The sequence below is a fragment of the Pseudomonas syringae KCTC 12500 genome (assembly GCF_000507185.2).
In the GTDB taxonomy this organism is placed as follows: domain Bacteria; phylum Pseudomonadota; class Gammaproteobacteria; order Pseudomonadales; family Pseudomonadaceae; genus Aquipseudomonas; species Aquipseudomonas syringae.
In genome coordinates, this window is sequence record NZ_AYTM02000002.1 from 3,825,228 (window position 1) to 3,851,552 (window position 26,325).

The 26,325-nt window shown below is 59.1% G+C and carries 27 protein-coding genes; 9 read left to right on the top strand and 18 right to left on the bottom strand.

Annotated elements, in window-relative coordinates:
* Positions 1 to 32: 32 nt before the first annotated feature.
* Entirely contained in the window at positions 33 to 821 is a 789-nt protein-coding gene (locus V476_RS17410; RefSeq protein WP_003314087.1) for a transporter substrate-binding domain-containing protein, read from the bottom strand.
* 146 nt (positions 822 to 967) lie between these two features.
* Here V476_RS17410 and V476_RS17415 point away from each other — a divergent pair, with 146 nt between their 5' ends.
* The 3 genes from V476_RS17415 (at position 968) to sodC (ending at position 3,113) form a co-directional block, all read left to right on the top strand.
* Positions 968 to 1,276 (top strand): ArsR/SmtB family transcription factor, encoded by a 309-nt coding sequence (locus V476_RS17415; protein ID WP_017277782.1) that lies wholly within the window; start codon positions 968 to 970, stop codon positions 1,274 to 1,276.
* A gap of 63 nt (positions 1,277 to 1,339) precedes the next feature.
* Positions 1,340 to 2,350: a zinc-dependent alcohol dehydrogenase family protein gene (locus tag V476_RS17420; RefSeq protein WP_003314089.1), complete on the top strand. Its 1,011-nt coding sequence runs from the start codon at positions 1,340 to 1,342 to the stop codon at positions 2,348 to 2,350.
* A 244-nt stretch (positions 2,351 to 2,594) separates the two neighbouring features.
* The gene (sodC, locus tag V476_RS17425; RefSeq protein WP_003421834.1) at positions 2,595 to 3,113 is read left to right on the top strand and encodes a superoxide dismutase family protein; all 519 of its coding nucleotides are present in this window, start codon (positions 2,595 to 2,597) and stop codon (positions 3,111 to 3,113) included.
* Between the two features lie 116 nt (positions 3,114 to 3,229).
* On the opposite strand, the gene V476_RS17430 is transcribed toward sodC, so the two are convergent.
* Complete coding sequence (locus V476_RS17430; protein ID WP_024959548.1) at positions 3,230 to 3,439, bottom strand: hypervirulence associated TUDOR domain-containing protein; 210 nt, start codon at positions 3,437 to 3,439, stop codon at positions 3,230 to 3,232.
* A gap of 426 nt (positions 3,440 to 3,865) precedes the next feature.
* On the opposite strand from V476_RS17430, the gene V476_RS17435 reads away from it, so the two are divergent.
* Entirely contained in the window at positions 3,866 to 5,605 is a 1,740-nt protein-coding gene (locus V476_RS17435) for a dipeptidase (protein WP_024959549.1), read from the top strand.
* Positions 5,606 to 5,691: 86 nt separating this feature from the next.
* Here the strand turns inward: V476_RS17435 and V476_RS17440 are convergent, their stop codons facing one another.
* Together V476_RS17440 and V476_RS17445 are read right to left on the bottom strand one after the other, a co-directional pair.
* Positions 5,692 to 6,948 (bottom strand): sensor domain-containing diguanylate cyclase, encoded by a 1,257-nt coding sequence (locus tag V476_RS17440; protein WP_024959550.1) that lies wholly within the window; start codon positions 6,946 to 6,948, stop codon positions 5,692 to 5,694.
* A gap of 318 nt (positions 6,949 to 7,266) precedes the next feature.
* Positions 7,267 to 9,513 (bottom strand): putative bifunctional diguanylate cyclase/phosphodiesterase, encoded by a 2,247-nt coding sequence (locus tag V476_RS17445; protein ID WP_024959551.1) that lies wholly within the window; start codon positions 9,511 to 9,513, stop codon positions 7,267 to 7,269.
* Between the two features lie 550 nt (positions 9,514 to 10,063).
* Between V476_RS17445 and V476_RS28960 the strand changes: the two genes are divergently transcribed.
* Positions 10,064 to 10,333 (top strand): hypothetical protein, encoded by a 270-nt coding sequence (locus V476_RS28960; RefSeq protein WP_024959552.1) that lies wholly within the window; start codon positions 10,064 to 10,066, stop codon positions 10,331 to 10,333.
* Positions 10,320 to 11,066, top strand: a complete 747-nt coding sequence (locus tag V476_RS17455; protein WP_017277779.1) for an ATPase — start codon at positions 10,320 to 10,322, stop codon at positions 11,064 to 11,066. The genes V476_RS28960 and V476_RS17455 overlap by 14 nt, the downstream gene beginning before the upstream one ends.
* Before the next feature lie 56 nt (positions 11,067 to 11,122).
* Here V476_RS17455 and V476_RS17460 read toward each other — a convergent pair whose 3' ends face one another.
* The 12 genes from V476_RS17460 to V476_RS17515 all read right to left on the bottom strand — a co-directional run bounded on the left by V476_RS17460 (position 11,123) and on the right by V476_RS17515 (position 22,252).
* Complete coding sequence (locus tag V476_RS17460; RefSeq protein ID WP_003341908.1) at positions 11,123 to 11,809, bottom strand: GntR family transcriptional regulator; 687 nt, start codon at positions 11,807 to 11,809, stop codon at positions 11,123 to 11,125.
* Positions 11,806 to 12,201: an oxalurate catabolism protein HpxZ gene (gene hpxZ / locus V476_RS17465; protein ID WP_024959553.1), complete on the bottom strand. Its 396-nt coding sequence runs from the start codon at positions 12,199 to 12,201 to the stop codon at positions 11,806 to 11,808. Before hpxZ ends, V476_RS17460 begins: the two co-directional genes overlap by 4 nt.
* Positions 12,201 to 12,878: a cysteine hydrolase family protein gene (locus V476_RS17470; protein ID WP_024959554.1), complete on the bottom strand. Its 678-nt coding sequence runs from the start codon at positions 12,876 to 12,878 to the stop codon at positions 12,201 to 12,203. The genes hpxZ and V476_RS17470 overlap by 1 nt, the downstream gene beginning before the upstream one ends.
* Positions 12,875 to 14,416, bottom strand: coding sequence for an ABC transporter ATP-binding protein (locus tag V476_RS17475; protein ID WP_161780148.1), 1,542 nt, complete (start codon positions 14,414 to 14,416; stop codon positions 12,875 to 12,877). The genes V476_RS17470 and V476_RS17475 overlap by 4 nt, the downstream gene beginning before the upstream one ends.
* The gene (gene biuH / locus V476_RS17480; protein WP_003421848.1) at positions 14,413 to 15,099 is read right to left on the bottom strand and encodes a biuret amidohydrolase; all 687 of its coding nucleotides are present in this window, start codon (positions 15,097 to 15,099) and stop codon (positions 14,413 to 14,415) included. The genes V476_RS17475 and biuH overlap by 4 nt, the downstream gene beginning before the upstream one ends.
* A 4-nt stretch (positions 15,100 to 15,103) precedes the next feature.
* Positions 15,104 to 16,120, bottom strand: coding sequence for a formamidase (locus V476_RS17485; RefSeq protein ID WP_024959556.1), 1,017 nt, complete (start codon positions 16,118 to 16,120; stop codon positions 15,104 to 15,106).
* A gap of 25 nt (positions 16,121 to 16,145) precedes the next feature.
* Positions 16,146 to 17,066, bottom strand: coding sequence for an ABC transporter permease (locus tag V476_RS17490; RefSeq protein ID WP_003421850.1), 921 nt, complete (start codon positions 17,064 to 17,066; stop codon positions 16,146 to 16,148).
* Positions 17,059 to 18,168 (bottom strand): ABC transporter permease, encoded by a 1,110-nt coding sequence (locus V476_RS17495; protein ID WP_024959557.1) that lies wholly within the window; start codon positions 18,166 to 18,168, stop codon positions 17,059 to 17,061. Before V476_RS17495 ends, V476_RS17490 begins: the two co-directional genes overlap by 8 nt.
* Before the next feature lie 9 nt (positions 18,169 to 18,177).
* Complete coding sequence (locus V476_RS17500; RefSeq protein WP_004403015.1) at positions 18,178 to 19,287, bottom strand: BMP family ABC transporter substrate-binding protein; 1,110 nt, start codon at positions 19,285 to 19,287, stop codon at positions 18,178 to 18,180.
* Positions 19,288 to 19,302: 15 nt separating this feature from the next.
* On the bottom strand, positions 19,303 to 21,108 hold the full coding sequence (gene atzF, locus V476_RS17505) for an allophanate hydrolase (RefSeq protein ID WP_024959558.1): 1,806 nt from the start codon (positions 21,106 to 21,108) through the stop codon (positions 19,303 to 19,305).
* A 222-nt stretch (positions 21,109 to 21,330) separates the two neighbouring features.
* Complete coding sequence (locus tag V476_RS17510) at positions 21,331 to 21,711, bottom strand: glyoxalase superfamily protein (RefSeq protein WP_024959559.1); 381 nt, start codon at positions 21,709 to 21,711, stop codon at positions 21,331 to 21,333.
* 61 nt (positions 21,712 to 21,772) lie between these two features.
* The gene (locus tag V476_RS17515; protein ID WP_024959560.1) at positions 21,773 to 22,252 is read right to left on the bottom strand and encodes an Lrp/AsnC family transcriptional regulator; all 480 of its coding nucleotides are present in this window, start codon (positions 22,250 to 22,252) and stop codon (positions 21,773 to 21,775) included.
* A 172-nt stretch (positions 22,253 to 22,424) separates the two neighbouring features.
* On the opposite strand from V476_RS17515, the gene V476_RS17520 reads away from it, so the two are divergent.
* A complete protein-coding gene (locus tag V476_RS17520) occupies positions 22,425 to 23,045 on the top strand; it encodes a LysE family translocator (protein WP_003339882.1) in 621 nt (206 codons plus the stop codon).
* A 48-nt stretch (positions 23,046 to 23,093) separates the two neighbouring features.
* Here the strand turns inward: V476_RS17520 and V476_RS17525 are convergent, their stop codons facing one another.
* Positions 23,094 to 24,515, bottom strand: a complete 1,422-nt coding sequence (locus V476_RS17525) for a sugar porter family MFS transporter (RefSeq protein WP_024664442.1) — start codon at positions 24,513 to 24,515, stop codon at positions 23,094 to 23,096.
* 379 nt (positions 24,516 to 24,894) lie between these two features.
* Here V476_RS17525 and V476_RS17530 point away from each other — a divergent pair, with 379 nt between their 5' ends.
* On the top strand, positions 24,895 to 25,311 hold the full coding sequence (locus V476_RS17530; protein ID WP_024959561.1) for an ester cyclase: 417 nt from the start codon (positions 24,895 to 24,897) through the stop codon (positions 25,309 to 25,311).
* Positions 25,312 to 25,407: 96 nt separating this feature from the next.
* Positions 25,408 to 26,034: a glutathione S-transferase family protein gene (locus V476_RS17535; protein WP_003314111.1), complete on the top strand. Its 627-nt coding sequence runs from the start codon at positions 25,408 to 25,410 to the stop codon at positions 26,032 to 26,034.
* A 96-nt stretch (positions 26,035 to 26,130) separates the two neighbouring features.
* Here V476_RS17535 and V476_RS17540 read toward each other — a convergent pair whose 3' ends face one another.
* Positions 26,131 to 26,292, bottom strand: a complete 162-nt coding sequence (locus V476_RS17540) for a DUF2986 domain-containing protein (RefSeq protein WP_065087521.1) — start codon at positions 26,290 to 26,292, stop codon at positions 26,131 to 26,133.
* Positions 26,293 to 26,325: the final 33 nt, after the last annotated feature.

The following is a 26,325-nucleotide window of genomic DNA, read 5'->3' on the forward strand; positions in this document are numbered from 1 at the left end:
CGAAGGCAGTGCCCGGCAAGACCGCTTCACACTCACTCGGCGGGCACTGCCAGCCATTCTCCCAGCGCCTGCTGATACTCGCCGGTGGCCTTGCTCAGGTGCAGCCATTGGTCCACGTAGCCTTTCCAGGTCACATCATCGCGTGGCAACAGGTAGGCCTTTTCGCCGTATTGCATGTACCGGGTCGGATTGACCGCACACAGGCCGGGCATGCGTTTCTGCTGGTAGAGCGCTTCGGAAGCATCGGTGATCATCACGTCAGCTTTCTTGTCCAGCAGCTCCTGGAAGATGGTCTTGTTGTCGTGAAATGCCAGGGACGCCTTTGGCAGATGAGCGCGAGCGAAGGCTTCATTGGTGCCACCGGCGGGTTCGATCAAACGCACAGAGGGCTGGTTGATCTGCTCGACAGTCTGATACAGGGCCTGATCGGCGCAGCGCACCAGCGGGATTTTGCCATCGACGTCCAGCGTGTTGCTGAAAAACGCTTTTTTCTGGCGTTCCAGACTCACCGAGATGCCGCCCATACCGATGTCGCATTTACCGGCGACCATGTCAGGCATCAGGTTTTTCCACGTCGTGGGCACCCACTGCACATTCACCCCCAGGCTCTTGGCCAGTGAACGGGCCATGGTGATATCAATGCCTTCGTACTCACTGTCTTCGCGCAGCAGGGTATAGGGCTTGTAGTCGCCAGTGGTGCAGACAGCCAACTGGCCAGTTTGCAGCACCTTGTCCAGATGCGAGGTGTAGTCCTGAGCCTGAGCCATGCCTGTGATACCCAGCAGCAGAGCGGTCAGGGCGCTGTATTTAAGATTCATCATGAGTCTGAATGCTCTCAGCGGTGCGGTCGATTTTATTGGAGTCGACAGATTGCTTCATTTGTCAGGTCGATGTGAAGCTGTAATCAAAACATGCCGTTGGCCGGAGGAGGTTAAATCAGGGGTTGAACATTTCGTAAAAAAGCGTAATGTTGTGCCCCATGATTCTTGAGCAAATCAAAGCGGTCGGCAATGACACTCGCATGTTGATCATGGAGTGGCTGAAAAACCCGCAAGCCCATTTCCCTCCCCAGGACCACGGTGATCCGGCGATAGGCGTGTGTGTGTCGCACATTCAGGCCAAGGCCAACCTGTCGGCTTCTACCGCGTCTGCTCATCTGGCCATCCTGCAACGTGCCGGGCTGGTTCAGGCAACGAGGATTGGCAAGTGGACCTATTTTCGCCGTGATGAGCAGGCCATCGACCGGTTTGCCGACAGGCTCAAGAAAGAACTCTAGGCTTTGAGCGTTATTTACACATTTCGTCATTTTGCGTAATGTTGAATTGATAGGAGATTGACCATGAGCAATAAAACCATCTACGTGCAGGCTGGCGGCGGCTACGATCAGGTCAGCGTTGGCGAAAGCGAAGTGCTTGCACCTAAAGCCGGTGAGATCACTGTGCGTCTGCACGCCAACTCGCTCAACTATCACGACTTCGCGGTCGTCACCGGCATGTGGGCACCGACGGAAAAACGCATTCCCATGGCCGATGGTGCAGGCGTCGTCACCGCAGTAGGCGAGGGCGTCAGCGAGTTCGCGGTTGGCGACTCCGTGGTCAGCACGTTCTTCCCGGAATGGATCAGCGGCGAGCCACTGGTTGAAGGTTTTGTCACGGTGCCGGGTGATGGCGTCGACGGTTATGCCCGCGAGCAGGTCACTGCCCGTGCCACCTCGTTCACCCTTGCGCCAAAGGGCTACAGCCATGCCGAAGCGTCCACGCTGACCACCGCTGGCCTGACCGCGTGGCGTGCGCTGATGGTTGATGACGCGTTGAAAGCCGGCGATACCGTCCTGGTGCAGGGCACTGGCGGTGTATCGATTTTTGCGTTGCAGTTCGCCAAGATGGTCGGTGCGACCGTTATCGCCACGTCGTCGAGTGATGAAAAACTGGAGCGTCTGCAAGCCATGGGCGCCGACCACCTGATCAACTACCGCAAGGACAGCAACTGGGGCGAGACTGCCCGCAAGCTGACCGGCGGCCGTGGTGTGGATCACATCATCGATGTGGGCGGTCCATCGACCCTGCAGCACTCCATGAATGCGGCACGGGTCGCTGGCCACATCTCGGTCATCGGCATCCTGAGCGGTGTTGCCGGTCAACTGGAGTTCGTCCCGGCGCTGGTCAAACAACTGCGCATGCAGGGCGTGCTGGTCGGCAGTCGCACCCAGCAACAGGACATGATCCGCGCCATTGATGCCAACGGCATGCGTCCGGTCATGGACCGTTCCTTCCCGATGACCGACATCGTCGAAGCGTTCCGTTATCAGGAAACCAATCAGCATTTCGGCAAGATCTGCCTGGATATCTGATCCGCACCACTGTGCTGTTAACTGAGCACCGTTGAACAGCGCTGGCCTGCCGACCTTGGTGTCGGCGGGCCAGTCGTGATGTTTTGCATTACTTTCCCCGGCGACCCCCGTTCATTTCCTTGCATCAAGTTCGCAGGTCTGTGGTCACATCCTCTGTGGCATGAAAGACGTTCGTGCTGTGCAGCCTCCGCGCTGCCTGGTGCCACGTTCAATTCGATTATCAGATCAGGGACGCATTGAAATTATGAAACCTCATCTTTTGCTAGGTCTGCTTGGCGTTTTCTCTTTCGGTGTTCAGGCTGCATCGCTGGACGTTCCGATCAATCTGGTCAGCGCTGATGGCGCGCCCAAACCTATCGGCAGCGTTACGGTGAGCGAAACGCAATACGGTTTGCTGTTCACTCCGAATCTGAAAGAGCTGCCTGCAGGCATCCACGGTTTTCATGTGCATGAAAACGGCAGTTGCGAAGCGGGTACCAAGGACGGCAAGAAGGTTGCAGCCCTCGCGGCTGGCGGTCACTTCGACCCGGCCAAGACCGGCAAGCATCTGGGGCCTTACGCCGATGGCCATCTAGGCGATCTGCCTGCGCTGTACGTGGCTGCTGACGGCACCGCGAGTTATCCGGTGCTTGCCCCACGCCTGAAGAAACTCTCGGAAGTCAAAGGCCACGCGCTGATGGTTCACGCCGGCGGCGACAACCATTCCGACCACCCCGCACCTCTGGGCGGTGGCGGTGATCGTGCTGCCTGCGGCGTGATCTGATGCCGCGTGCCTGCATCCGTTTCGGATGCAGGCACCAGGCACGCCAATGGTTACAGCTTTCTCGCGTGAGTAAGAAGGGCGCTACACCGTTCTCTCCACGACGCGGCGCAGAGCAATCACGCGTGCTTGAGCGCATCCCCATGATGCATCGCCGAATGACCGGTCTTGTCGCTTTTCACTTCGTACTGCGGATTGTCCTTTGAAGCGGGCCGATGTTTGCCCATGAACTCCACGTCCTGCACATGTACTTTGGTGACTTTGCCATGCACCTGGCCTGCCTCGGAGTTCCAGTGTACGGCGTCGCCAACTTTGAATGCGGTGGTCATTCAGATGTCCTCGAGTGGAGAGCGACTGATCTGCGGCGTTCGCTCGTTACTGTTCGGAGTGTTCGGCGGGGGAAGAATTCACTGTGTTTGATCGGGTGGTTGGCCTTTATCTTGCTCATGTATCTGCAGTTCGTTAAGAAGGAAGTGCTGACATGATGAAGTGGCTTACAGGTGCCCAGATTACTGATGATCAAACTCGGGTTGTGGTTGAAGGCATCTTGCAGCACCGCCAGGCTACTGCCCCTTGGACTTTCGGTCGAAGCGCGCTTTCAGGCGCATCAGCAGCTTGATCATATGAGCACTCCACTGCATCGCTTCGTTTTAAAAGGGGATTCTCGCATCATTGCTCTTGGTGTAAGTTGAAATGCTTCCTGATCAAACGATCAGAAAAATTCGCGCTTTGCCTGCCAAGGAATGCCTTCAACCATGAACCTGTCACTCAAAAAACTGGCTGCTTCCACCTTGATACTCGCCAGTCTCTCGTCGTTCACCAGTCTGGCAAACGCCACTGTCACTGCACAACAGAGCGCCGTTATCCTCAAGACATTCAATGATGCATCGGTAAAGGATTTCAAGCAGTTTCTGAACAATCTTGCCAGTGCTGATGTGGTTAAAACTGCCGATTTTGGCTCGGCCATCAGTGCCTTTCTCGACAACAAGCAACTTTCCGCAGCGCAACAAAACGACATTCATCGCTTGCTCGGTTTGTATACCCGCATGAAGTACGGCAGCGCGGCCACTGAAACCCTGCGTGAGCTAGTGGCTATTCCCACGGTTCGTGTCGACGGCGTTGCCCAGCATGAAAACCCGGCGTTCATAAAGATCGCCGACACGATCAAGCGCCTGGCCGAGCGCTTCAATCTGAAGTTTCGCAACGTCGATAACCGTGTGTATGAAGTCTCGCTCGATGGCGCGGGTGATGAAGTAGTTGGCATTCATGTGCATGCCGATGTTGTACCGGTCACGCTGGACAACTGGGTCTTGCCTGACGGCACTCGTCTGGACCCGTTCAAGGTGACGCTGATCGGTGATCGCATGTATGGACGCGGCACCGAGGACGACAAGAACGGTATTGTGGTTGCGCTCTATGCCATGAAAGTCATCAAGGAAGAAAAGCTGCCGCTGGCCAGAAACTTCAAGTTGCTGATCGATACCACGGAAGAAACGGCCGGCGACGCAATCCCTTACTATTTTGAGCGTAACCCGACGCCCGCCTACAACCTGGCGCTGGATGGCGGTTACCCGGTCGTGATTGCCGAAAAAGGTTACGGCACGGTCATGGCCAGCTTTGCCCGACGCGAGGCTGAAGGCGAGGGGGCCGAGATTGTTTCAATGACCGGGGGCATGGCCACCAATCAGATTCCGTCGAAGTCGGTCGCCACTCTGCTGACTGACAAACCTGCCGAGCTGGCTGCAAGCTTGCAACAGGTCAGTGCCGAGTACGTGAAAAGCAATGGCGGTGACTTCGAGGTCGATGCCAGGGTCGACGGCAAGGACGTCAAGCTGACTGTGACCGGCGTGTCCGCGCACTCATCGGCACCCCAGTCCGGCGTCAACCCGGTCGCGAGGATGCTGGACTTCATTAACAGTCTGCAGGGCAAGGTTGCGCTTAAACACAACCAGATCACCGATGCTGCTCGCTATGCCTCCGACAACTGGGGACTCGATTACCTGGGAAGCAAGTTGGGCGTGGGGTTCTCCGACGACTTCATGGGGCCTCTCACAGCATCCTTGACGTACGTCGCAATGGATGAAAAGGCATTCAAACTAGCGGTCAATCTGCGTGTGCCGAAAGGCAAGTCCCCGCAGGAGCTCAAATCCGAAATCGCCGAAAAGCTCGCCGCCTGGAGTACGAAAACCGCTATCAGGCCAGTGTTCGACTATTCCATCGCCGAGCCGATGTACCGCAACCCCGAGGGTGAGTGGGTCAAGGCGCTGCTCGCTGTGGCCAGTGAAAATCTCGGTATGGAACACACCTTTGGCACGTCGGCTGGCGCTACGTCGGTCCATTCATTGCCCAACGGGGTGCAGTTCGGCCTGGCGAGACCCGAAGTCAAATACACCGGTCATACGGACAACGAGTTCAAGACCACCGGCCAGTTCTTGCTGGATCTGCAGATCGTCACTGAGATGATGGGGCGTATCGGACAACTGCCGAAGCTCTGACACGACGTCCGGGCCTGTCGAAATGACAGGCCCGGGTTCAATGCGCAGGCAAACGAGGCGGGCAATGAGTAAAACCGAGTCTTGGTCTAAGCGCATTCCACCCGGTTGCGGCCCAGGCGCTTGGCCTGATAAAGCGCCTTGTCTGCACGCTGAATGAGGCTGGCGGCCGTTTCCCCGGCGCTGAGTTCTGCAACGCCCAGAGAAATGGTCACCGATCCGGTTTCCGGAATCACCAGGCTTTCAACGCTTTTGCGAATGCGCTCCGCGAGTTCGGCCGCCTGTTTCAACGAGCTGTCGGGCACCAGGATCAGAAACTCTTCTCCTCCCCATCGGGCGGCGACGTCCAACAGGCGGATACGTTGTTTGAGGATGGCCGCAACGCTAGTGATTACGCTGTCCCCGGCAGGATGGCCGTACCGGTCATTGACCGCCTTGAAATGATCGATATCGCAGATGATCAGGCTGAACGGCTTGCCCGACATACTTACCGCAGGTATCTGTCGCTCAAGCGTATGCTCGGCTGAGCGACGGTTATCCAGCCCGGTCAGCGGATCGCTGTGAGCAATCTCCAGCAACTTTTGTTCGCGGCCCAGGCGTGTGGTCACATCCTGGCTGATGCTGACATAGTGGGTGACTACGCCTTCAAGGTTACAGAGCGGCGAAATGCTGTGTTCCGCATAGAACAGCGAGCCGTCCTTGCGCTTGTTGATGAAGGTCGTGCGAAGCGGGGCGCCACTCTTCAGCGCTTCCTTGAATTGCGCATAGAACGCCTCATCGTGTTTTCCAGAGCTCAGCATCCGCGGGTTTTCGCCGAGGATTTCGCTGCTGCTGTAGCCAGTGATCTGCTGAAAGGCTTCATTGGCAAACACGATGGTGGAATTGCAGTCGGTGATGATAATCGGATCAAGCGCAGCGTTCAGTGCCTGCGCCAGCAGGTGTTGCTCACGCTCGGCGCGGATGCGCGGGCTGATGTTCTGCTGCACAGAGACAAAGTTGCACACCGTACCTGCATCGTCGCGCACGGGAGAAATTTTCCACTCGACGATGTAAGGACTTCCGTCCGCGCGGTAATTGACCGTCGACCCTTCGAAAAAAAGACTTTCGCTCAGGCATTCGCGCATCCGCTCGATCACTTGAGGATCGGTGTCCGGGCCTTGCAGGATCCGTGGTGAGGCACCGATCAATGCCTCTGCCGTGTAGCCGGTCATGGAGCAGAAGGCCGGATTGACGTACACGATGAAGGGGCCGCCATTGGCCAGATTGGCGTCGGTGATCAATACGGCATTGAATGACTGTTCAACAACGGCTTCAAGCAAGGCAAGACGCTGGCTGGATGAGGTCATCTGATTTCCTGTCGAGTGATCCGTTAATTGATCGCGGCTCTGATCAGATAATGTGTGACGCAATGCCGGTTGGACAATGGATGCAGTAAGTTGGACCGCAGGCACCGAGCACTGGTTGCACAGGCACTATACCGCCATGAATATACGGGTGCATGACGCCCATCACGACGGTATTCAGTACGCTGCGCAGAGCTTCCTGGATCAGTTACCAGGTCATTGGCAAGATTTTACAGGTAGAGACACATTACAAGACAGCATGCTCACGCTCAGGCTGCGGAATGGACGGGAGTCATTCCGGCCCATCAACCTCGGGGTAGATCAGGCCGTGCACTCGGCAGCGGACTTGATGATGTGCAGCAGTGCCTCTGAGCGCATCGGCCTGTTTAGCAGATAGCCCTGAAAGTAAGGGCAGCCCATTTTGCGCAGCAGGTTGTATTGTTCCGCTGTCTCCACGCCTTCCGCCGTGATATCCAGATTCAGCGCTCGGCCCAGCGACAGGATGCTGCTGACAATGGCTTTGCTGCGCTCATACGTCATCATTCGGGACACGAAGGACCGATCGATCTTCACGGCATCGATCGGGTAACGGTCAATGTAGCCGAGCGAGCTGTAACCCGTGCCGAAATCATCCAGCGCCACTCTCACGCCAAGCTGCCTGATCTGCCGGAGAACCTCGGCGATCGCGTCAGGCTGATAGAGAAACACTGATTCGGTGACCTCGATCTGAAGCTGGCCCGCGGGCAGGCCGGTGGTGGCGATGATCCGTGTCACCTGATCGACGAATCCAGGGTGGCTCAGCTCTTTCCCGGACACATTGACGTTGAGCCTCAGGTCCAGGTGAGAGAACTCCTTGCGCCAGGCCTGCACTTCGCTACAGGCCTGATGCATGACCCAGGCCCCCAGCTCATGAATGATCCCGAGGTCTTCGGCAATCGGGATAAAGGCATCGGGGGAAATGATGCCCATGGTGGCATGGTTCCACCTGACCAGCGCCTCGACCCCGACCAGATGCTCACAGGTGCCGCTGTAGATCGGCTGATAAAAGACCAGGAAATCCTTGTCTTCAAGTGCCTGGCGCAGCGCGTTCTGAATCACCAGCGTGTCGATCGCCGCTTCGCGCATCGAGGTGTTGAAGATGCTCCAGCGCCCTCTGCCCTGTTTTTTTGCGGAGTACATGGCAACGTCGGCGTCACGCAGCAACTCTTCGGGTTTGGTATGGCTGTCACCTGCGGTGACGATACCGATGCTGCACGAGATGAAAATGTCCTGGTTTTCGATCTGTATTGCCGTGTGCAATTGACTGACGATACGTTCAGCCATCTTTACGGCAGTCTCCGGCTGATCCTTGCCCATCAGCAGGATCGCAAATTCGTCGCCGCCGATTCGCGCTAAAACGTCATTAGAGCGAACGCAGGTCTGCAATCGATTCGCGACCGCCTTGAGCAACTTGTCACCGGCCAGGTGCCCCATGCTGTCGTTGACTACCTTGAAGCCGTCCAGGTCCAGAAAGAGTACCGTTGCCCGTTCGTAGCGGGGGTCGCGGATTTCAAAGGCCGTGGTCAACTCGTTCATCAGGTAAGCGCGGTTGAACAGTGAGGTCAGCTCATCGTGAAAAGCGATATAGGTCAGCTCTTCGGAAATGCGTTCGCGCTCCTCCAGCCGGCTCTGTAGCGCAAGCTTTTCCTCCCACTCCAGACGGGCTCGCTGAGCCAGTTGCTGAGACTCCTTGCGCTCGGTGATATCGCGCTGCACGGACACCCAGTGGGTGAACCAGCCTTTTTCGTTGGCCACCGGCACAATGCTCAACTCGACCCAGAACTTGCTGCCATCCTTGCGGGTGTTGAGCAGTTCGACCTCAACCGCCCGCCAGTGACTGAGTGCCTCACGAATGACGTCCAGTGTTGCCCGACTGGTTTCCTCGCACTGCAGGATGCGGGGCGTGCGACCTATGACTTCCTCTTCAGTGAAGCCGGTGATCGCCAGAAACGCAGGGTTGCAATAGACGATACGCGGGCCTGGCAGATCGATGGGTTCCGCTTCGGTGATAAGAATCGCGTCATTGGCGTTGATGACCACCGACTCAAGCAAGCGCAGGCGTTCGAACGAGGTGACCAGCGGGTTATTGGCTTCGGGATCACGTCCCGGTTGCAGGTAAGTACGAATATGAGCCGCCTGGGCCTGCAGCGCATAGCGTTGCGCAGCGCTCAGCACCATTGCGTCATCGCTGTTGCGCAACAGCATTGCGCCGAGCAATTCATGCCTGAAGCCACGGACAGCAACGTAGATCAGCGTAGACCCCGAGCTGTTGGTTTCCATCGTATTCGCCGGGCTGTCCTGACCGACCAGCACCACGTCGCCATACGACGAGATCATCCTCAACCATGCCTCATCCGCTTTGGGCAGGCTTTGACCGGAGCTGACCAATTGCTCCCAGCCTGTTGCGCTGGATACCATCAGCAAACCGGCGGTGCACGAGGCGGAGTGAGCAGCGGCCTGCAATACCTTGGCAACATCTTCAATATTCGTCGGTATGACGTGGTCGTGCTCATAGCCCTGTGGGTTCATCGATCACTATTCCTGAGTGGTGCGCATGTGTGGCCCGGATCATGTTTGGCAGCGCATAAGCGGCGGATCCGTCCTGTGGACCTCTTCCAGCTGCGCGCAGACATGGCCTGGTTGACTTAGCAGTTTTCAGCTGCGACTACGTACAGACTTGAAGTTGCTCACGATGTTTGGTCGAGGCGACGACTGACCCATTGCATAACGAGCCAGACGGTCATTCACCGGCGAATGCAGTAGGGAGTCATGTGTCAATACATCGAATACGAGATGATGGTTAAGTGCCATTACGTACTAATGGCTAGGACAGGGCTGGTTTGAAAAGGTTGCATGGGACGGTAGATGCCTGGGTAGACTGATCGATACGCCTTGTTTCAGTGTGTTCTGGTTTACGGTTTTTATACGTACGTGCAAGTCCACCCATGCGATGGTCTGTCAGATTCATGGTCCTCACGACTGGTAACACAGACGAGCATCGGCAGGTGTCGAGGAAACCTTTTTAGGGCTATGATCTGGTCGTTGAGGTTCATATTGAATATGCCGATAAGGAGGATTCATGCCCAGATCTCCAGAAAACATACTGTCTGAAGAAGCTATTCAGGAGCTGGAAGCCCAGATCCCGGCTAAAGCGTCCATAGCAACCAGAATGGCTTATGAGAAGGCAAAATCGTCCGGGCAGACAGTGTTGCTGTCCAAAGGAGGATTTATCGTCGCCGAATGTGCGGACGGCACGGAGAAAGTCGTTTGTGCCTCGAAGCCGAGACGCAAAGTAACCACCGGCTCTTTCAGGATCGGCCCAGGGTCCGCTACCAGTGCCCGTACCTAGGCTACGTGTCTTTGCCGGCCCAAACGGTTCAGGCAAAAGCACCATCAAACGCATACTTGATCCTGACCTGATTTATATTTACGTCAATGCTGACGACCTTGAGCGTGAAGTGGGTGACAACGGGTTTCTGGATCTTTCTCCCTTTTCGATTGACGCTGACCAGCAGGCTTTCCGGACGTTTTTTTCGTCCCACCCCCTCATCGAAAGAGAGCAGTTGGCTTGCCAGGCTGAGCATTTCGTCATCACCGCCCAATCGCTATTGATTGAAGGCATCACCTTCACGTCCTACCACGCCTCGGTGGTTGCTGACTTCATCAGGCATCAATTGCTTGATCAGTCCGCCAGCTTCACGTTTGAGACGGTCATGTCAGATCGTTCCAAAGTGGAGTTCATCAAAAAAGCCAAGGCAATGGGATACCGGACCTATTTATATTTTGTCGCTACCGAAAACCCGAGTATCAATATCAACCGGATCGCGATTCGTGTTGGCGAGGGCGGGCATAATGTCACTCCGGAGAAGGTGCATACTCGTTATCACAGATGCCTGGCGTTGCTGCCGGAGGCCATCCAGGCGACGAGCCGAGCCTACTTGTTTGATAACTCCGGAGATACGGCAGAGCTCGAAGCAGAAATCACAGATGCTTCGATTGTCGAATACAAAGTTGACGAAGTCCCGGAGTGGTGCAAAGTCTCTATTGAAGAGCTTGAACGGCTTATCGATCCGCAACCTTAGAAGTGTTTTTATCTGAGTACGAGCGCTTGGCTACCGATCGCAAAGCGCACATATGCTCACGCCTCATACCGCCGCCGCGCATCACTGAGCATGGAAATCGTCAGTTTGCGTACTTCCAGTTTGCTGATCTCTACATGGGAGCGAAGCAGCAATAATGCTTCGTCACGTTTACGCGCCTGAAGGGCATTGAGGATCGCGGCGTGTTCGAGGTAGGTATGTTCGATACGCGCGCTTTTGAAGAAGTCCAGGCGGCGCACGATGCGGATGCGCTCGGTCACTTCCTGGTGGATGCGGGCCATTTCCAGGTTGCCTGAAGCGGCCACCAGTTGGGTATGGAACTGTTCATCGAGGTCGGCGACTACTTGCATGTCTATCTGCCAGCTATCGCGATCGATCAACCAGTGTTGGCGCAGAACAGTGAGTTCCGGATGCACTTCGGCCGATGCACAGATGCGCTCGACCGCTGCGCACTCCAGCACGATGCGCAGATCGTAGAGCTGGTCGATCTGGTTGAAGTCCAGAGGCTTGACTGACCAGCCACGCCGGAACTCGACATCCAGATAGCCTTCGCGCTGCAGGCGGTAGAGCGCGTCACGCACTGGTGTTCGCGAGACCTGATAACGGTCGGCCAGTTGGGTTTCGGTGAAGCGATCGTAGGGCAGCAGGTAGAAGTCGAAAATCTCCTGCTTGAGCCGCCGATAGACGTCTTCAGCCAGCGCGTTGGTGGTGTTCGGGGAATTCAAGGGCGTGGCTCCAGGCTGCTCAGGTCAATGCTGACATGTGCGGCAACGACTTTCCAGCCGCCCGCCAGTCGCGCCCAGGTCTGCATCTGCCGACCAAGGCGCTGAGTGACGCCATCATGAAACTCGGTACTGACCGTGGCGAAGTCTTCACCGAAGGTGCTCACCACGGTACGCAGCAGCGTGCGTCCCGGTCCGACCGGCTGACACTGGCGTCGATAGCGAGCGATCGTGTCCGCGCCCAGCAGGTTCTCCGCGACGCCGTAGCGGACGGTCTGTTCGGAATTCCAGAAATACGCATCCAGCGTGCTCAGCTCATTGGCCAGCAGGGCGCGTTCGTAGTCGTGAAAGGCGTGGGTCACTTCAGCGACCACGTGGGGGAGGTTGATGTCCATCAAAGTGTGCTCCTTGTCAGCAGCGCCTGCTCCAGGTCCGTCAATGAGGTAACTCGGCCGACAATCCCGCCCTGTGCGGTGATCATCTCCAGCGTGGCCTGTTTGAACGCGGGAAAGTAGCTTTCGGTTGCGTCCTCGATCAGCAGGCAGCGATAACCCCGGTCGTTGGCTTCGCGCATGCTGGTCTGCACGCAGACTTCGGTGGTGACGCCGGCAAAGATCAAATGCGTGATTCCCGCTTCGCTCAGCCGTTGTTGCAGGTCGGTGGCGAAGAACATGCCTTTGCCGGGTTTGTCGATGACCCACTCGCCAGCGCGCGGCGCCAGGGTGTCGATAATCTGATTGCCAGGTTCGCCTCGAATCAGGATGCGTCCCATCGGACCGGGATCGCCGATGCGCAGGCCCGGCGAGCCATGGTCACGTTTGGCTTGCGGGCAATCGGCAAGGTCCGGACGATGTGATTCGCGGGTATGGATCACTGCCATCCCCTCATTGCGGGCCAGCGTCAGCAGGCGTTGCACGGACGGTACGATGGCTTGCAACGGTGCGACATCGTTGCCCAGCGCGGCACCAAAGCCGCCGGGTTCGAGGAAATCGCGCTGCATGTCAATGATCACTACAGCGGTACGGGATGTATCGAAGGCGAAGCGGTCAGGCCGCGCATTGACCTTGATCATGCCGGTTCCCCCGCGAGATGCTCGGCCCCGGCCATGTGTCGGCCCAGCTCGGTACGGTCGGCGTCCGCTGCGCTGGTTTCAAACACCAGCTCGCCGTCGTGAATGACCACGATACGGTCTGCCAGGCTCAGCAGTTCGTCAAGGTCTTCACTGAGCAGCAGGACCGCTGTGCCGCTGTTGCGAGCGTCGATCAGGCGCTGGTGAATGAGCGCGACACTGGCGAAGTCCAGACCGAATACCGGGTTGGCGACGATCAGCACCGCGACGTCGTGGGTCAGTTCACGGGCCAATACAGCGCGCTGTACGTTGCCTCCGGACAAGGTGCCGATCGGCCGGTTCGGGTCGTTGGGCGATACCTGAAATTGCTCAATCAGGCTGCGTGCCTGGACACCTGCTGCGCGACGATCCAGGCGCCAGCCTTGGCGGCAGAGCGGCGGCTGGTCGAAATTGCGCAGGGCCAGGTTGTCAGCCACGCTGAATGTACCGATGCAGGCGTTGCGCAGGGGTTCTTCGGGCAGGCTGAACACGCGCAGGCGCTGCATCTGTTCACGCCGCGCGTGGTAAGGCTGGCCGTCGACCGCTATCTGCCCGGCGCTGAAGGCGCGCTGGCCGAGCAGCGCTTCGGTCAGTTCGCGCTGACCGTTGCCGGAGATACCTGCAACCCCGACGATCTCACCCGGGTAAACGGCCAGAGACAGGTTTTTCACCGCCAGCGTGCCTTTGTCGCCAGGCACATCCAAGCCTGCCACCTGCAACTGCGGCGGGCGGGGCGCCATCGCCGGGCGCTCGGTGCTCACCCCGCGTACCTGTGCCTCGCCCATCATCCACGCCGCCATCTGTTGCGTGGTGGTGTCAGCCACTGCCGCGCTGCCCACCCAGCGACCCTTGCGCAACACAGTGACGTCATCGGCGTAGGTGCTGACTTCGCGAAACTTGTGGGTGATCATCAGGACGGTCAGTTCGCCACGGTGTGCCATCGCCTGCATCAGCCCCAGTACTTCGTCGGCTTCCTGCGGCGTGAGCACCGAAGTGGGTTCGTCGAGAATGACCAGTCGACGCTCCAGATACAGCTGTTTGAGGATTTCCAGTTTCTGCTTTTCGCCGGCCGCCAGGCTGCTGACCGGCCGATGGATGTCCAGCCGAAAAGGCATTTTTGCCATGAACGCTTCCAGGCGCTGGTGCTCGCTGGCCCAGTCGATACGCCAAGGCAGATCGCCGCGCGACAGCACCAGGTTTTCCGCCACGCTCAGGCCTGGCGCGACGGTGAAGTGCTGATACACCATGCCGATCTGCAACTGATGAGAGTCGCGCGGGGTGCGAATCTCGTGTTCGCGGTTGTTGATCAGAATGCTGCCCGACTGCAGCGGGCTGTAGCCGATGATGCCTTTGACCAGTGTGCTCTTGCCGGCGCCGTTCTCGCCGAGCAGGGCGTGAACGGTGCCGGCGCGGACCTTGAAGGACACCTCGTCGAGTGCGCGAAACGCACCGAAATGCTTGCTGGCACCAATCGTCTCAAGGCTCGGGGCGCGCATGTTCATGCTCCCAACAGGTCGCGAAGCATCGAGGAATGGCCGACGGCGCCGAACACGCCACCCTGCATTTTGACCATGCTCAGGGCCGCCGCATGGTTGCCAGGGTCGGTCGCCCCGCAGCAGTCTTCCAGCAGCAGGCACTCGAAGCCACGGTCATTGGCTTCGCGCAGGGTGGTGTGCACGCAGACATCGGTGGTGATGCCGGTCAGGATCAGATTGTCGATGCCGCGGGTGCGCAGGATCAGTTCCAGATCGGTGGCGCAGAAGGAGCCTTTGCCGGGCTTGTCGAGCACGATTTCGCCGGGCAGCGGTGCCAGCTCGTCGATGATTTCCCAGCCCGGCTCGCCCCGTACCAGAATCTTGCCGCACGGACCTGGGTCGCCGATTCCCGCGCCGATGCGCTGCGAGCGCCAGCGTTTGTTGGCGGGCAAGTCACTGAGGTCCGGGCGATGGCCTTCGCGGGTGTGGATGATGGTGAAGCCCAGCGGGCGCATCGCGGCGAGCAGCGCCTTGATCGGCTCGATGGGCGCTCGGGTTAGTGCCAGGTCGTAACCCATGCTGTCCACGTAGCCGCCGACGCCGCAGAAATCGGTCTGCATGTCGATCACGATCAAGGCCGTGTTGTGCGCATGTAATTGCCCGTTCCAGGGCCAAGGGTAGGGCGCCGATGCAATATGACGTTCGCTCATGGCGTTACTCCTTCCAACTGCTGGGGGTGGGGTTGAAGTCGCGCTCCGGGGCTGCAAAACCACACGAGCTGCCATCGGTATGCACGACGTCGTCTTCCCACGGTAGACGGTACTGGCCTGCGCTCAGATCGTGCATGTAGGTGTAAGGACAGTCGCGTGCGCCGCCCTTGACCGCCACATAGCCGCGATGCCCGAATTGATAGATGTTGTTCTCCACGCCCCAGTGCACACGGGCTTCGCGGACCAGATCGGGGCGCAGTTCGCAGCAGACGATTTCGTCGGCCCGGCCACCCCCTTCAGCCATGATCGTGCCGTCGAAGTCGACAAACATCGCTTCGCCCATGGAGTCGAACGTGCCGTCGGAGCCGCACATGCAGACGCTTGCGGTCTGCATCAGGTTGGTGAAGGCGTTGCTCTGATTGGTGATCTTCCACGAGTGGCGGATCGGTGCGGTGTAACCCGCAGTGCGCAGCATGATGTCGGCGCCCTTGTAGGCGCACTCGCGGGCCATTTCCGGGAACATGCCGTCGTGGCAGATGATCAGCGCCAGCTTGCTGCCGCGCGGTCCGTCGCAGACCGGAATACCCAGATCGCCCGGCTCCCACGGTTCGGCCGGCACCCACGGGTGCAGTTTGCGGTAGTACAGGCGGATCTCTCCAAGGTCATCGACGATCAGGCCACTGTTGAAGGGGTTGCCGTGCGGGTTGGCTTCCATGATCGAGAAGCAGCCCCATATCCGGTGCGCCTTGCACGCCTCGCGCAGCGCGATCACTTCCGGGCCGTCGAGGCTGCACATGATCTCTGGTGCCGTGCTCATCGACAGGCCGTGCAACGAGTATTCGGGAAATACGATCAGGTCCATGCCCGGGTTGCTGCGTCGCGCCTTGGCAACCATGCCGACCACTTTCTGTGTCTGCGCCCACAACGCCTCGCGCGTATGCGGATCGGGCAGCGCCAGTTGCGCCAGGCCGATCACCACGCCATTGGGCGACTTGTTCAAACCACCAAGACCACTGGCCATGCAATGCCTCCTCGAAAAGATCAGTTCATCGCGTCAGGCTGAGTTCGCCAGGCGCGCCGTTCAACGTGCGACCACGGCGACAGGTGGCGTACATCACCACCAGCGTCAGCGCATAAGGTGCTGCGGCAAACAGGTAATAGCCGCTGCTGATACCGACCGCTTGCAGGGCCGGGCCGATGGCTCCGGCGGCGCCGAACAGCAACGACGCCCACAGACACGCCAACGGGCGCCAACGGGCAAAGATCACCAGCGCCACGGCCATCAGCCCCTGACCGCTGGACAGTCCTTCGTTCCAGCTGCCGGGGTAGTAGAGCGACAGGTAGGCGCCGCCGATACCGGCCAGCCCGCCGCCGACCGCAGTGGCCACAATGCGTACCTTGAGCGGTCGATAGCCCAGCGCCTGAGCGGTTTCGGCATGGTCGCCGACCAGACGCAGCATCAGCCCCCAGCGCGTGGTGCGCAGCCCCCAGTGCAGAACGAACGCCAGTGCTGCACCGACGAAGAACAGCACATTGATGTTCAATGCCGAGCGCACGCGTTCTTCGCTGCTCCAGGCGCCCAGCGCCAGTGAAGGCAGCATGGGCGCCTGTGGCTGGATAAAGGCTTTGCCGAGAAAGAACGCCAGGCCGGTGCCGAGCAGGATCAGTGCGATGCCGAACGCGATGTCGTTAACCCGTGGCAACGAGCACGCCAACCCATGCAGCAGGCCCAGCAGAACGCCGACCCCGGCAGCCGCACCGACGCCCAGCCACGCCGAGCCGCTGAGGCATGCGACGGCATATCCGGACATGGCGCCAGCCACCAGAATGCCCTCCAGCCCCAAGTTGATCCGGCCACTCTTTTCGGTCAGGCATTCGCCCAGGCTGACGAACAGAAAAGGTGTGCCGACGCGGATGGCACCGGCCAGCAGGGCGAGCAGAAAGGTAGTCAGGTCGATATCAGCCATGTTGCAGTGCTCCCTTGTCGAGCGGCGCAGGCGCCGCCGTCAGCCTGATCTTCCAGGCGGCGATACGCCCACCCAGGGCTTCCCAGAGCAGCAGATTGGTGAACAGCAGACCTTCAAGAATCAGCGTGGTGGCGTCCGGCAGACCGAGCCGTCGCTGCAGCAGTCCGCCACTGGCTTCCAGCCCGCCGAGCAGGATGGCGCAGACGATAATTGCCAGCGGATGATGGCGAGCGGCGAAGGCCACGAGGATGCCGCTGGTGCCATAGCCTGCGATCAGCGCGGCGTTGGCGCTGCCTTGCACTGCGGTGACCTCGAACATGCCGGCCAGACCCGCCGCCGCACCGCCCAGCAGGCAACTGAGCATGATCAGCCGGTCCACGGGCAAGCCGATCATCAGCGCAGTACGCATGTTGCCGCCGACCACGGCGAGGGCAAAACCCTTGACGCTGTGGCGCACCAGTACATACGCCAGCAGACAGGCGACGACGCCCGCCACCAGGCCCCAGTGCACCTCGAAACTGTCGCTGATCGTGCCGATCATATAGGCATCGTCCAGCGGCGGCGTCGAAGGCTTGTTCAGGCTTGCCGGGTCGCGCAGGGGGCCTTCCACCAACTGCCGGAACAGTGCCAGGGCGATGTACGAAAGCAGCAGGCTGCTGATCGTTTCATTGACCCCGCGCCGCTGGCGCATCCAGCCACTCAGGCCGATCCACAGGGCGCCCACGGTCATTGCCGCGACGGCCATGCAGGCGAGCATCAAAGCGGCTGGCAGATGGCTGAGCCACAAGGGTGTCACTGCGGCAGCCAGCCCGCCCAGTACCAGCGCGCCTTCACCGCCGATGATGATCAGCCCGGCCCGTGCGGGCAGGGCGACGCACAGCGCGGTCAGCATCAGCGGCGCGGCGCGTTGCAAGGTGTTTTCCAGCGCGAACCACGAGCCGAACGCGCCTTCGCCGACCAGCTGCAGCGCCTGCCAGGCAGGCTTGCCCTGAACCGCCAGAAACAGCCCGAACAGCACGCACGAGGAAAACACCGCCAGCACCGTAGGCAGCCCCGGCAACAAAGCGCTGGCCAGGCGGCGCAGACTTATCGATGAACTCATGAACGTTCCTCAGAGCTGGCCAAGCACGCCTTCGACCAGGTAATTCATGCTCTCCAGAGCAATGTCGGTCTGGCCTTGGGCAACACCATCGGCAATCACCACGTTGCCCTTGTTGTCCTTGAGCGGGCCTTTGAAAATCACGAACTGACCGGCCATCATCTGCGCCTTGATGGCATCGGCTTTCTGCCTGGCGTCGGCCGTGACCGCAGGCCCGTAGGCAGACGTTTTCACGAAGCCTTCCTTGAGCCCGCCGCGCAGGAAGTTGATCATCGGCGCGCCGCTCTGGGCTGCTGCGACGTGAGCACGATAAGGCGTCTCCCAGTTCCATTCGGCACCGGTCAGGTAGCCCTTGGGCGCCAGCGCAGCCTGGCTGGCGTGGTAGCCACAGGTCATCACGCCGCGTTTTTCAGCCGTCTCGACGATCACCTTGGGCCCGTCGACATGGCAGGTCAGCACGTCACAACCCTGGTCGATCAGGCCGTTGGCAGCTTCTGCTTCCTTGACCGGCAGCGACCAGTCACCGGTGAAGATTACTGTGGTGACGATGCTCGGGTCGACCGAGCGGGCACCCATGGCGAACGCGTTCAGGTTGCGCAGCACTTGCGGCACAGGTTTTGCGGCGACGAAACCGAGCTTTTTGCTCTTGCTCATGTGCCCGGCGATCACGCCGTTGAGGTATTGCGCTTCGTCGATGTAACCGAAAAAGCTCCCCGCGTTCATCGGGTCGCGACCTTTCTGCCAGAGACCGCCGCAGTGCGCGAAACGGACGTCGGGGTACTTTTTGGCGACCTTGACCACGTGCGGTTCGAAATAGCCGAACGAGGTCGGGAAAATCAACGTGGCGCCGTCCTGACGGATCATGGCTTCCATGGTCTTCTGTACGGCCACGGTTTCCGGAACGTTTTCTTCCTCGATCACTTTGACGTTGGGCAGCGTCTTGATGATGGCCGCTGCCTGAGCGTGGGCCTGGTTGTAACCAAAGTCGTCGCGAGCGCCGACGTAGATGAAACCCACTACCAGCGGCGCATCGGCTGAATAGGCGCGACCGAAAGGCAGCGCTGCGCTCAGGCCGATAATGCCCGCCAACTTGATGAAACTGCGACGATCAACATTCGACATGTGTGCTACCTCGGGTCATTGAGCGATGGAAGATGTGTGCGCGGCGCGGTAGGCGCGCCAGCCTTTGTAGCCGGTGATGTCCAGCGCGCCTTCAAGGCCGCCAGGTTCACAGATGAAACCCTTGACCCACTGGCCGTCGGCCAATTGCAGGGAGCCGATGCCCAGTGGCGCGGGAATGGCCGCGACGAAAGCGCCGAACTGGCTCAGCGGCATTTCCCAGACTTCTATCTCGATGCTCGCGCCCTGTTCAGCGACGCGCACCAGTCCCGGCTTCGGCGGCGTCGTTTCTGCCAGCGCATACAGGCGGTAATCCGCGCTGGTGGTTGTGCTGCGCAGCAGACGCGCGCCGCCTTCGAGCAATTGCCAGTTGAGTGGCTGGCCAACGAGGTGGGCACCGACCACCGCAACCTGCACGGTCGGGCTGTTATAGGGCAGGGGGGCCATCGCCACGGCGTCACGCTGGTCAGCCTGGCCGAACAGCGGCTGCCAGGCGGCGGCGATCTCTGCCAGGCGCTGATCGGCACCGGCCGGGCCAATCAGCGTGATGCCCGCAGGCAATCCGTCCGCGCGACGATCTGTCGGGATGGCGATGGCGCACATGTTCATCAGGTTGACGAAGTTGGTGTAATAGCCGAGCTGTGAGTTAAGCGCGACCGGGTTGCCGAGCACCGCTTCGATGGTCGGCATGCACGGCGCGGTCGGCACCACCAGCACATCGATGTCGGTCAGCAACTGCTGCGCAGCGCGGGTCAGCTCTGCCAGGCGATAGCGGGCGTTGAACGTGTCCACGGCGTCGAATGAATCCGCGCTCTGCACAATGCCGCGTACCACAGGATGAATATCGGCCGCGTTGCTGGCGAAGAATTCGCCGATCGCAGCGCGGCGTTCCGCCACCCACGGGCCTTGATACAGCAGGGCAGCTGCCTCGGCGAACACGTCGAACTCGATGGTGCTGACCGTCACCAACGGGTCGTTCTGCAGGGCTTTAAGGGTTTTGAGGTAAGCCGCCTTTGCCTGCTCATCGCCGAAGAACTCGCAGTGCCGCGCGACGGCGACACGCCGAACCCTGCGCTGCACCGGCAATGCCTGCACGGCCACACTGGACGCATCCAGCGGGTCGTAAGCTGCAATGACCTGCGCGACCTGCCAGGCTTGCATGACATCCTTGGCAAAGATGGATGGGCAGTCCAGCGTGCGGCAGGCAGGCACGACTCCGCGGCTGCTGAACAGGCCAAGGCTGGGCTTGAGCCCGACGATGCCGTTGAAGCCGGCCGGCACGCGGCCTGAACCTGCGGTGTCCGTGCCCAGTGCAAAACTGACGTAGCCACGCGCTACCGCCACTGCCGAGCCAGAACTCGAACCGCCGCTGACGTAGGCCGGATCATGCGCATTGCGCACCGCGCCGTAGGGCGAACGGACGCCCACCAGGCCAGTAGCGAATTGATCGAGATTGGTCTTGCCCATCAGGATCGCGCCGCTGTCGAGCAGCAGTTGCACAACGTGAGCACTGTCCTCGGGCACGTAGGCGAACGCCGGGCAAGCAGCCGTGGTCGGCATGTGCGCCACGTCGAAATTGTCCTTGACCGCAAAGGGCACGCCGAACAGCGGCAACCGGTCATACAGCGCATCGCCCAGTTGTTCGGCGATACTCTCCAGCGCCTTTGCCCGCTCGACAAGCTGTGCCAGCGGGACGCGATGAATCCAGACCTCTGCCCGGTCATCCGCATCGATGTGTGCGGTCAGGGTGTGCACCAGTGTCGTCAGCGTGGTGTCGCCCGAGCGGAGCGCCGACTGAAGTTCAGGGATATCGAGTGCAGTCATGGTGGTGTTCATTCATGTATACAAGATGAACTGACGGGTTTGCACGTTACGGGCCAAGCTTGGTCCGAGGGCGATTTACAGGGAGGTTACCGGCAATTGGCAGGGTGTTATTCAGCAGTCATGCGTCATGTTTGCGCTTGAACGTGTCTGTGTGCACAAAGATGGGTCGTGTCAGCCGCAGGGCGAATGTACCGCCGCACGGCTGACATCAATGCAGGTTTCTCAGCTCTCGCAGAACCTGAGCCGGTTACCGAACGGGTCGCAGACTTCCAGGGTTTTCCCCCAACCTTGCTGGACGATGTCCGGGCGAGCATAGCCGTACTGCTTGCCGATCAGCTCATCGCGCAATTGCTCGATGTTCTGCGTCGGGATGAACACCGCCGCACCTGGACAGGCGTCACCGTGATGCTCGGAGAGGTGCAGGTTCAACCCGTTACGGCTGATGCCCAGATACAACGGCAGATCCGCTTCGAAGCGGTGCTCGAACTCGATGCTGAAACCGAGAAAGTCGATGTAAAACTCACGCGCTTTGCGTTCATCGAAGATCCGCAGGATCGGGATGGCGCTGGTGAAGATCACGGTGGCTGGCTCCTGTGCAGACATTGCTATTCCTTTATTTGAAATGATGGGCGTGCAGTCATTGATGCCAATGCACGCATTTATGCTATGCGGGCTGCTTTACCGGGAACGAGACGAACGGTTTTATTTCCTTGAGGACGAACATGCTCTGCATTTCCTTGATGCCGGGTAATCGTCTGACCACGGTCATGGCGAAGTCAGCAAAGGAATCCAGGTCGGGCGCTACGACCTGAAGCAGAAAGTCCGCATCGCCACCGATGCTGTAGCACGCCACGACATCTTCCAGCTGCATGACTTCCTTCTCGAATTTTCTGGCCTCGGCCTCACTATGACTGTCGATGCTGATACGAATGAACACCATGACGCCAAGCCCTATCTTGCGGCGGTCCAGAACGGCTCGGTAACCCTGTATATAGCGATGTTCTTCAAGCTGCTTGACCCGTCGCCAGCAGGGCGAGGCAGACATGCCGATCTGATCGGCCAGGGTCTGATTGGTGATACGGCCGTCCTGCTGCAGAGCCGTGAGGATCCTTACATCTATCGGGCTTAATGTCGGATGGGTCATAAATACCGTTACTCCTCATGTTGCAGGAAATTTATACCGGTTTTAGCCGTCCAGCCAGTAAGAACAGATAATTCTTTCCGCGTTGAAACACGTAATATTTTTCGACACAGGGGTTTGCCTGCTGGATCTCAGGCAAGCTCTCCAATCAGCGTCAAGTCTCAAGGAGTGCAACATGCTTGATCTGACTCAGGTTCTTACCTATTCGGCAGCGCTGGGCATCGCCGCCGCCATCCCTGGCCCCGGTATGGCCGCGCTGGTAGCGCGAAGCGTCAGCGGCGGGGCGGTGTCAGGCTTCTGCCTGCTGTCCGGGCTGATCCTCGGTGACCTGACCTATCTTTCATTTGCAGTATTTGGTCTTGCCATGATTGCCGAACACTTCAATGCGTTGTTTCAGGTAGTGCGATGGGGGGCGGCGATTTATCTGTGCTATCTGGCCTGGCAGTTCTGGTTCGCAGATCATCAAGCCATCGAAATCGGAAAATCAGCGAAGAAAAAAGAGTTGCTGTCCGCGGCCGCGTCCGGACTGACCATCACCTTGGGCAACCCCAAGACCATTGCCTTTTATCTGGCGCTTTTGCCGTTGGTCATCAATCTTGAAACGGTCTCTTTGCAGACGTGGGGGCTGGTTCTGGTGCCACTGACGGTGCTGGTACTGCTGGCGGTCGGGGCCGTGTTCATATTTGCCGCCTTGCGCATTCGACATTTGCTGTCGAGTGAGAGTGCGCAAAGAAAACTGTTTCGCGGTGCGGCGGCAATCATGGTAGCGGCGGCAGCTTCGATGCTGGTGCGCTGATCTGCCTGGAGGGTGGATGAGGCCGTTGACGACCTCATCCGGTCGCCGCTACAGCTCCTTCTTCAAATGCTTTTCGATCTGCTCCAGCGACTTGCCCTTGGTTTCCGGCAGGCACAGGAACACGAAAATCAACGAGCCAATGTTGATGGCGGCGAAGATGAAGAACGTCGGGTTGCCGATGGTATCGACTGCAATCGGGAATGTGAACGCTACCGATGCGTTGAACAACCACTGCATCGATACCGCTGTGCCGGTCAGCAAGCCGCGCACCTGCATGGGGAACAGTTCTGACATCAGCAGCCAGTAGACCGGCGAGATGCACATCTGCATGAACAGCAGAAACACCAGAATGCAGGCGAGGGCGGTGTAGCTCTGGGTCATGTTCTGCGGCATGAACTGCAACACGCAACCGAGCGCTGCCTGCATCAGAATGACGATGACCAGGCCGGTCATCAGCAAATGCCGACGCCCGTAGCGGCCGATGGCCCAGATGCCCAGCAAGGTTGCGATGACTGACACCACGCCGTTGCCGATCGTCGCGGTCAGCGCAGCGTTGGTGCCCATCCCGGTGTTCTTGAGAATGATCGGCGTATAGTACATGAACGCGTTCACCCCGGTGAACTGCGCGGTAAAGCCCAGACCTACACCGATCAGCAACAACTTGATGACCCAGCGCTGACGCAGCAATTCTCTTGCTTTGGGACGATGGCGAGCTTCTTCGTCCTGCGCTTTCATCTCGTCGATTTCACGCTGCGCGTCCTGTGTGCTGGGGCGCAGTTGCTCCAGCACATCCTGCGCTTCGTCGAAACGCCCTTTGGAGGCCAGCCAGCGCGGCGACGCAGGTACGAAGAACGTACCAACCAGCAGCAACACGCCTGGCACCATGGCGACGGCCAGCATGTAACGCCAGATCCCCGGTGTATGCAGCAAGGCCGCCATGACCGCACTCAGCACATAGGCGAGTAACTGGCCGCTGACGATCATCAATTCGTTACGGCTGACCAGCCGCGCACGCCGTGACGGGCCTGCGATCTCGGCGATGAACACCGGCACTGTGGCAGAGCCGCCGCCCACTGCGATACCCAGCACGAAGCGCGCTGCAATCATGAACGGAATCGACGGCGCAATGGCGGTGCCCAGTGCGCCGGCGATAAACAGCACTGACAGCAGGCGTAATGTGAGGCGGCGTCCGAAGCGGTCGGAGATATAGCCGCTGGCAAGCGAGCCGAACGCGGCGCCGACAATCAGTGACGCGGTGACCATCCCTTCGCTGTACGCATCCAGACCCAGGCCTCCCTGATCGGCGGGCAGGGTCATGAACGGCAGGGCACCGGCGATGATGCCAGTGTCATACCCGAACGCCAGCGCGCCCATGGTCGCCACAAGCACAGAGATAAAGATGAGTCGATTCGATGCAGCGCGTTGCCGGCCTTGCTGACCCGCCGCTGCTGAGGTGCTACTAGAAGACATGAATCTGAAGTCCTTGGCTTGAAACCAGCGTTGCGCCAGTACGTGGATGTCACGCTTAGGGCGGTGTCGGCCGTGCTAGTTCCCTACAAACCCGCTCAGGATTGTTTTCCTGGCGAAAGCCTTGAGCGTGAGACTGCTGAAACGATTAACTTTTGCTTGTCATAACGCCCCTGTTTTCCCCTTTTGCTGTCAATGAAATTCAGTTTTTTTGACTGGTAAAAGATGCTTTTCATTGATTTACAAGCCGTTTTTATCTGGCACATACGCTGCTGTCATTACTCACTCTCTGCGCCGCTCATAAGCGCTACAGTAAGGCCGCAATTGTGTGCAGCCTTTTCAACGAGGCTGCGTCGGTATCGTTTGAAAAGGAGGGCGCCATATGAACCTGGCTGAGCAGTACCGTGCCTACATCGCCTGCCTCAATGATCGTCGCTGGCAGGACTTGGGCAATTTCGTCGACGACGGCGTGCACTACAACGGCGAGCGGATCAGTCTGGCCGGTTACCGGGCGATGCTGGAAAATGACGTCAGGATCATCCCCGACCTGCGTTTCAATATCGACCTGCTGGTGGTCGAAGCACCACAGGTTGCCGCCCGTCTGCTCTTCAACTGCTCTCCGCAAGGCCGTTTTCTCGGGCTGGAGGCGCTTGGCGAGCGCATTGCCTTCAGCGAAAACGTGTTCTACACCTTTGGCGACGGCAAGATCGTCGGCGTCTGGTCGATCATTGATAAAGCGGCAGTGGAGCGCGAGCTTCGTGGCGAAGCGGCGAGCGTTTCGAGTGATAGAGCTACCTGAACGATTCCAGTACGTTCATCGAAGTAAAATCATTTCAGGGCACTCCGGGGTGGTAGCGCAGTCTTTTTTAGACACTCTCACCCGGCGGAGCCCGACATGATCACTGTCCATCACCTGAACAACTCACGTTCGCAGCGTATTCTGTGGCTGCTCGAAGAGCTCGACCTGCCCTACGAAATCAAACGTTATCAACGCGACCCGAAAACCAACCTTGCGCCACCCGAGCTCAAGGCGGTGCATCCGCTGGGCAAATCACCTGTCATCGAAGATGGCCCGCATGTGGTCATCGAGTCCGGTGCCATTGTCGACTACCTGATTCGCCGCCATGGCGACGGTCGTCTGCAGCCGGACCCTGCCAGCGCAACCTACGACGAATACGTGCAATGGCTGCACTTCGCGGAAGGCTCGGCGATTCTGCCGCTGATGCTCAACCTGTACGTTGGGCGTCTGGGTGACGCAGGTGCGCCACTGCATCCGCGTATCCAGTCGGAACTGGCCAACTACCTGGGCTATCTGAACGAGGCCTTGGGGCTGACTCCGTATCTGCTTGGCGACGAGCTAAGTGGTGCGGACATTCAGATGAGCTTCATCGGCGAGTTCGCCAAGGCCCAGGCAATGCTGCAGCCGTACCCGAACGTGACCGCGTGGGTTGAAAGACTGCAGGGCAGACCTGCGTACCGCAAGGCTTTGGAGCAGGGCGGGGAATATTCTTTCGCCAAGTAACCGCCGTGCCTGATATTCGGGCTGATCGTTCCCTACGCTCCCGTGGGAATGCAGTTCCCGACGCTCTGCGTCGCACGATGGCGCTTACGTGGTGGGTCAGCCTTCAGACGGGCTGTTGGAGTCCTGATCCGCTTCGGCCGCCAGCTTCACGCGGTCGGCCTTGCTGATGTATTTTTCCTTGCTCTGCGGGGCCAGTTTGGCGCTGGCCTTTTTGGCATGGGCCTTGAGCAACTGCTGGATTTTCTTGCGACGATTCATGTTCTTCAACTCGCTTGCACAGGTGCGAATCAT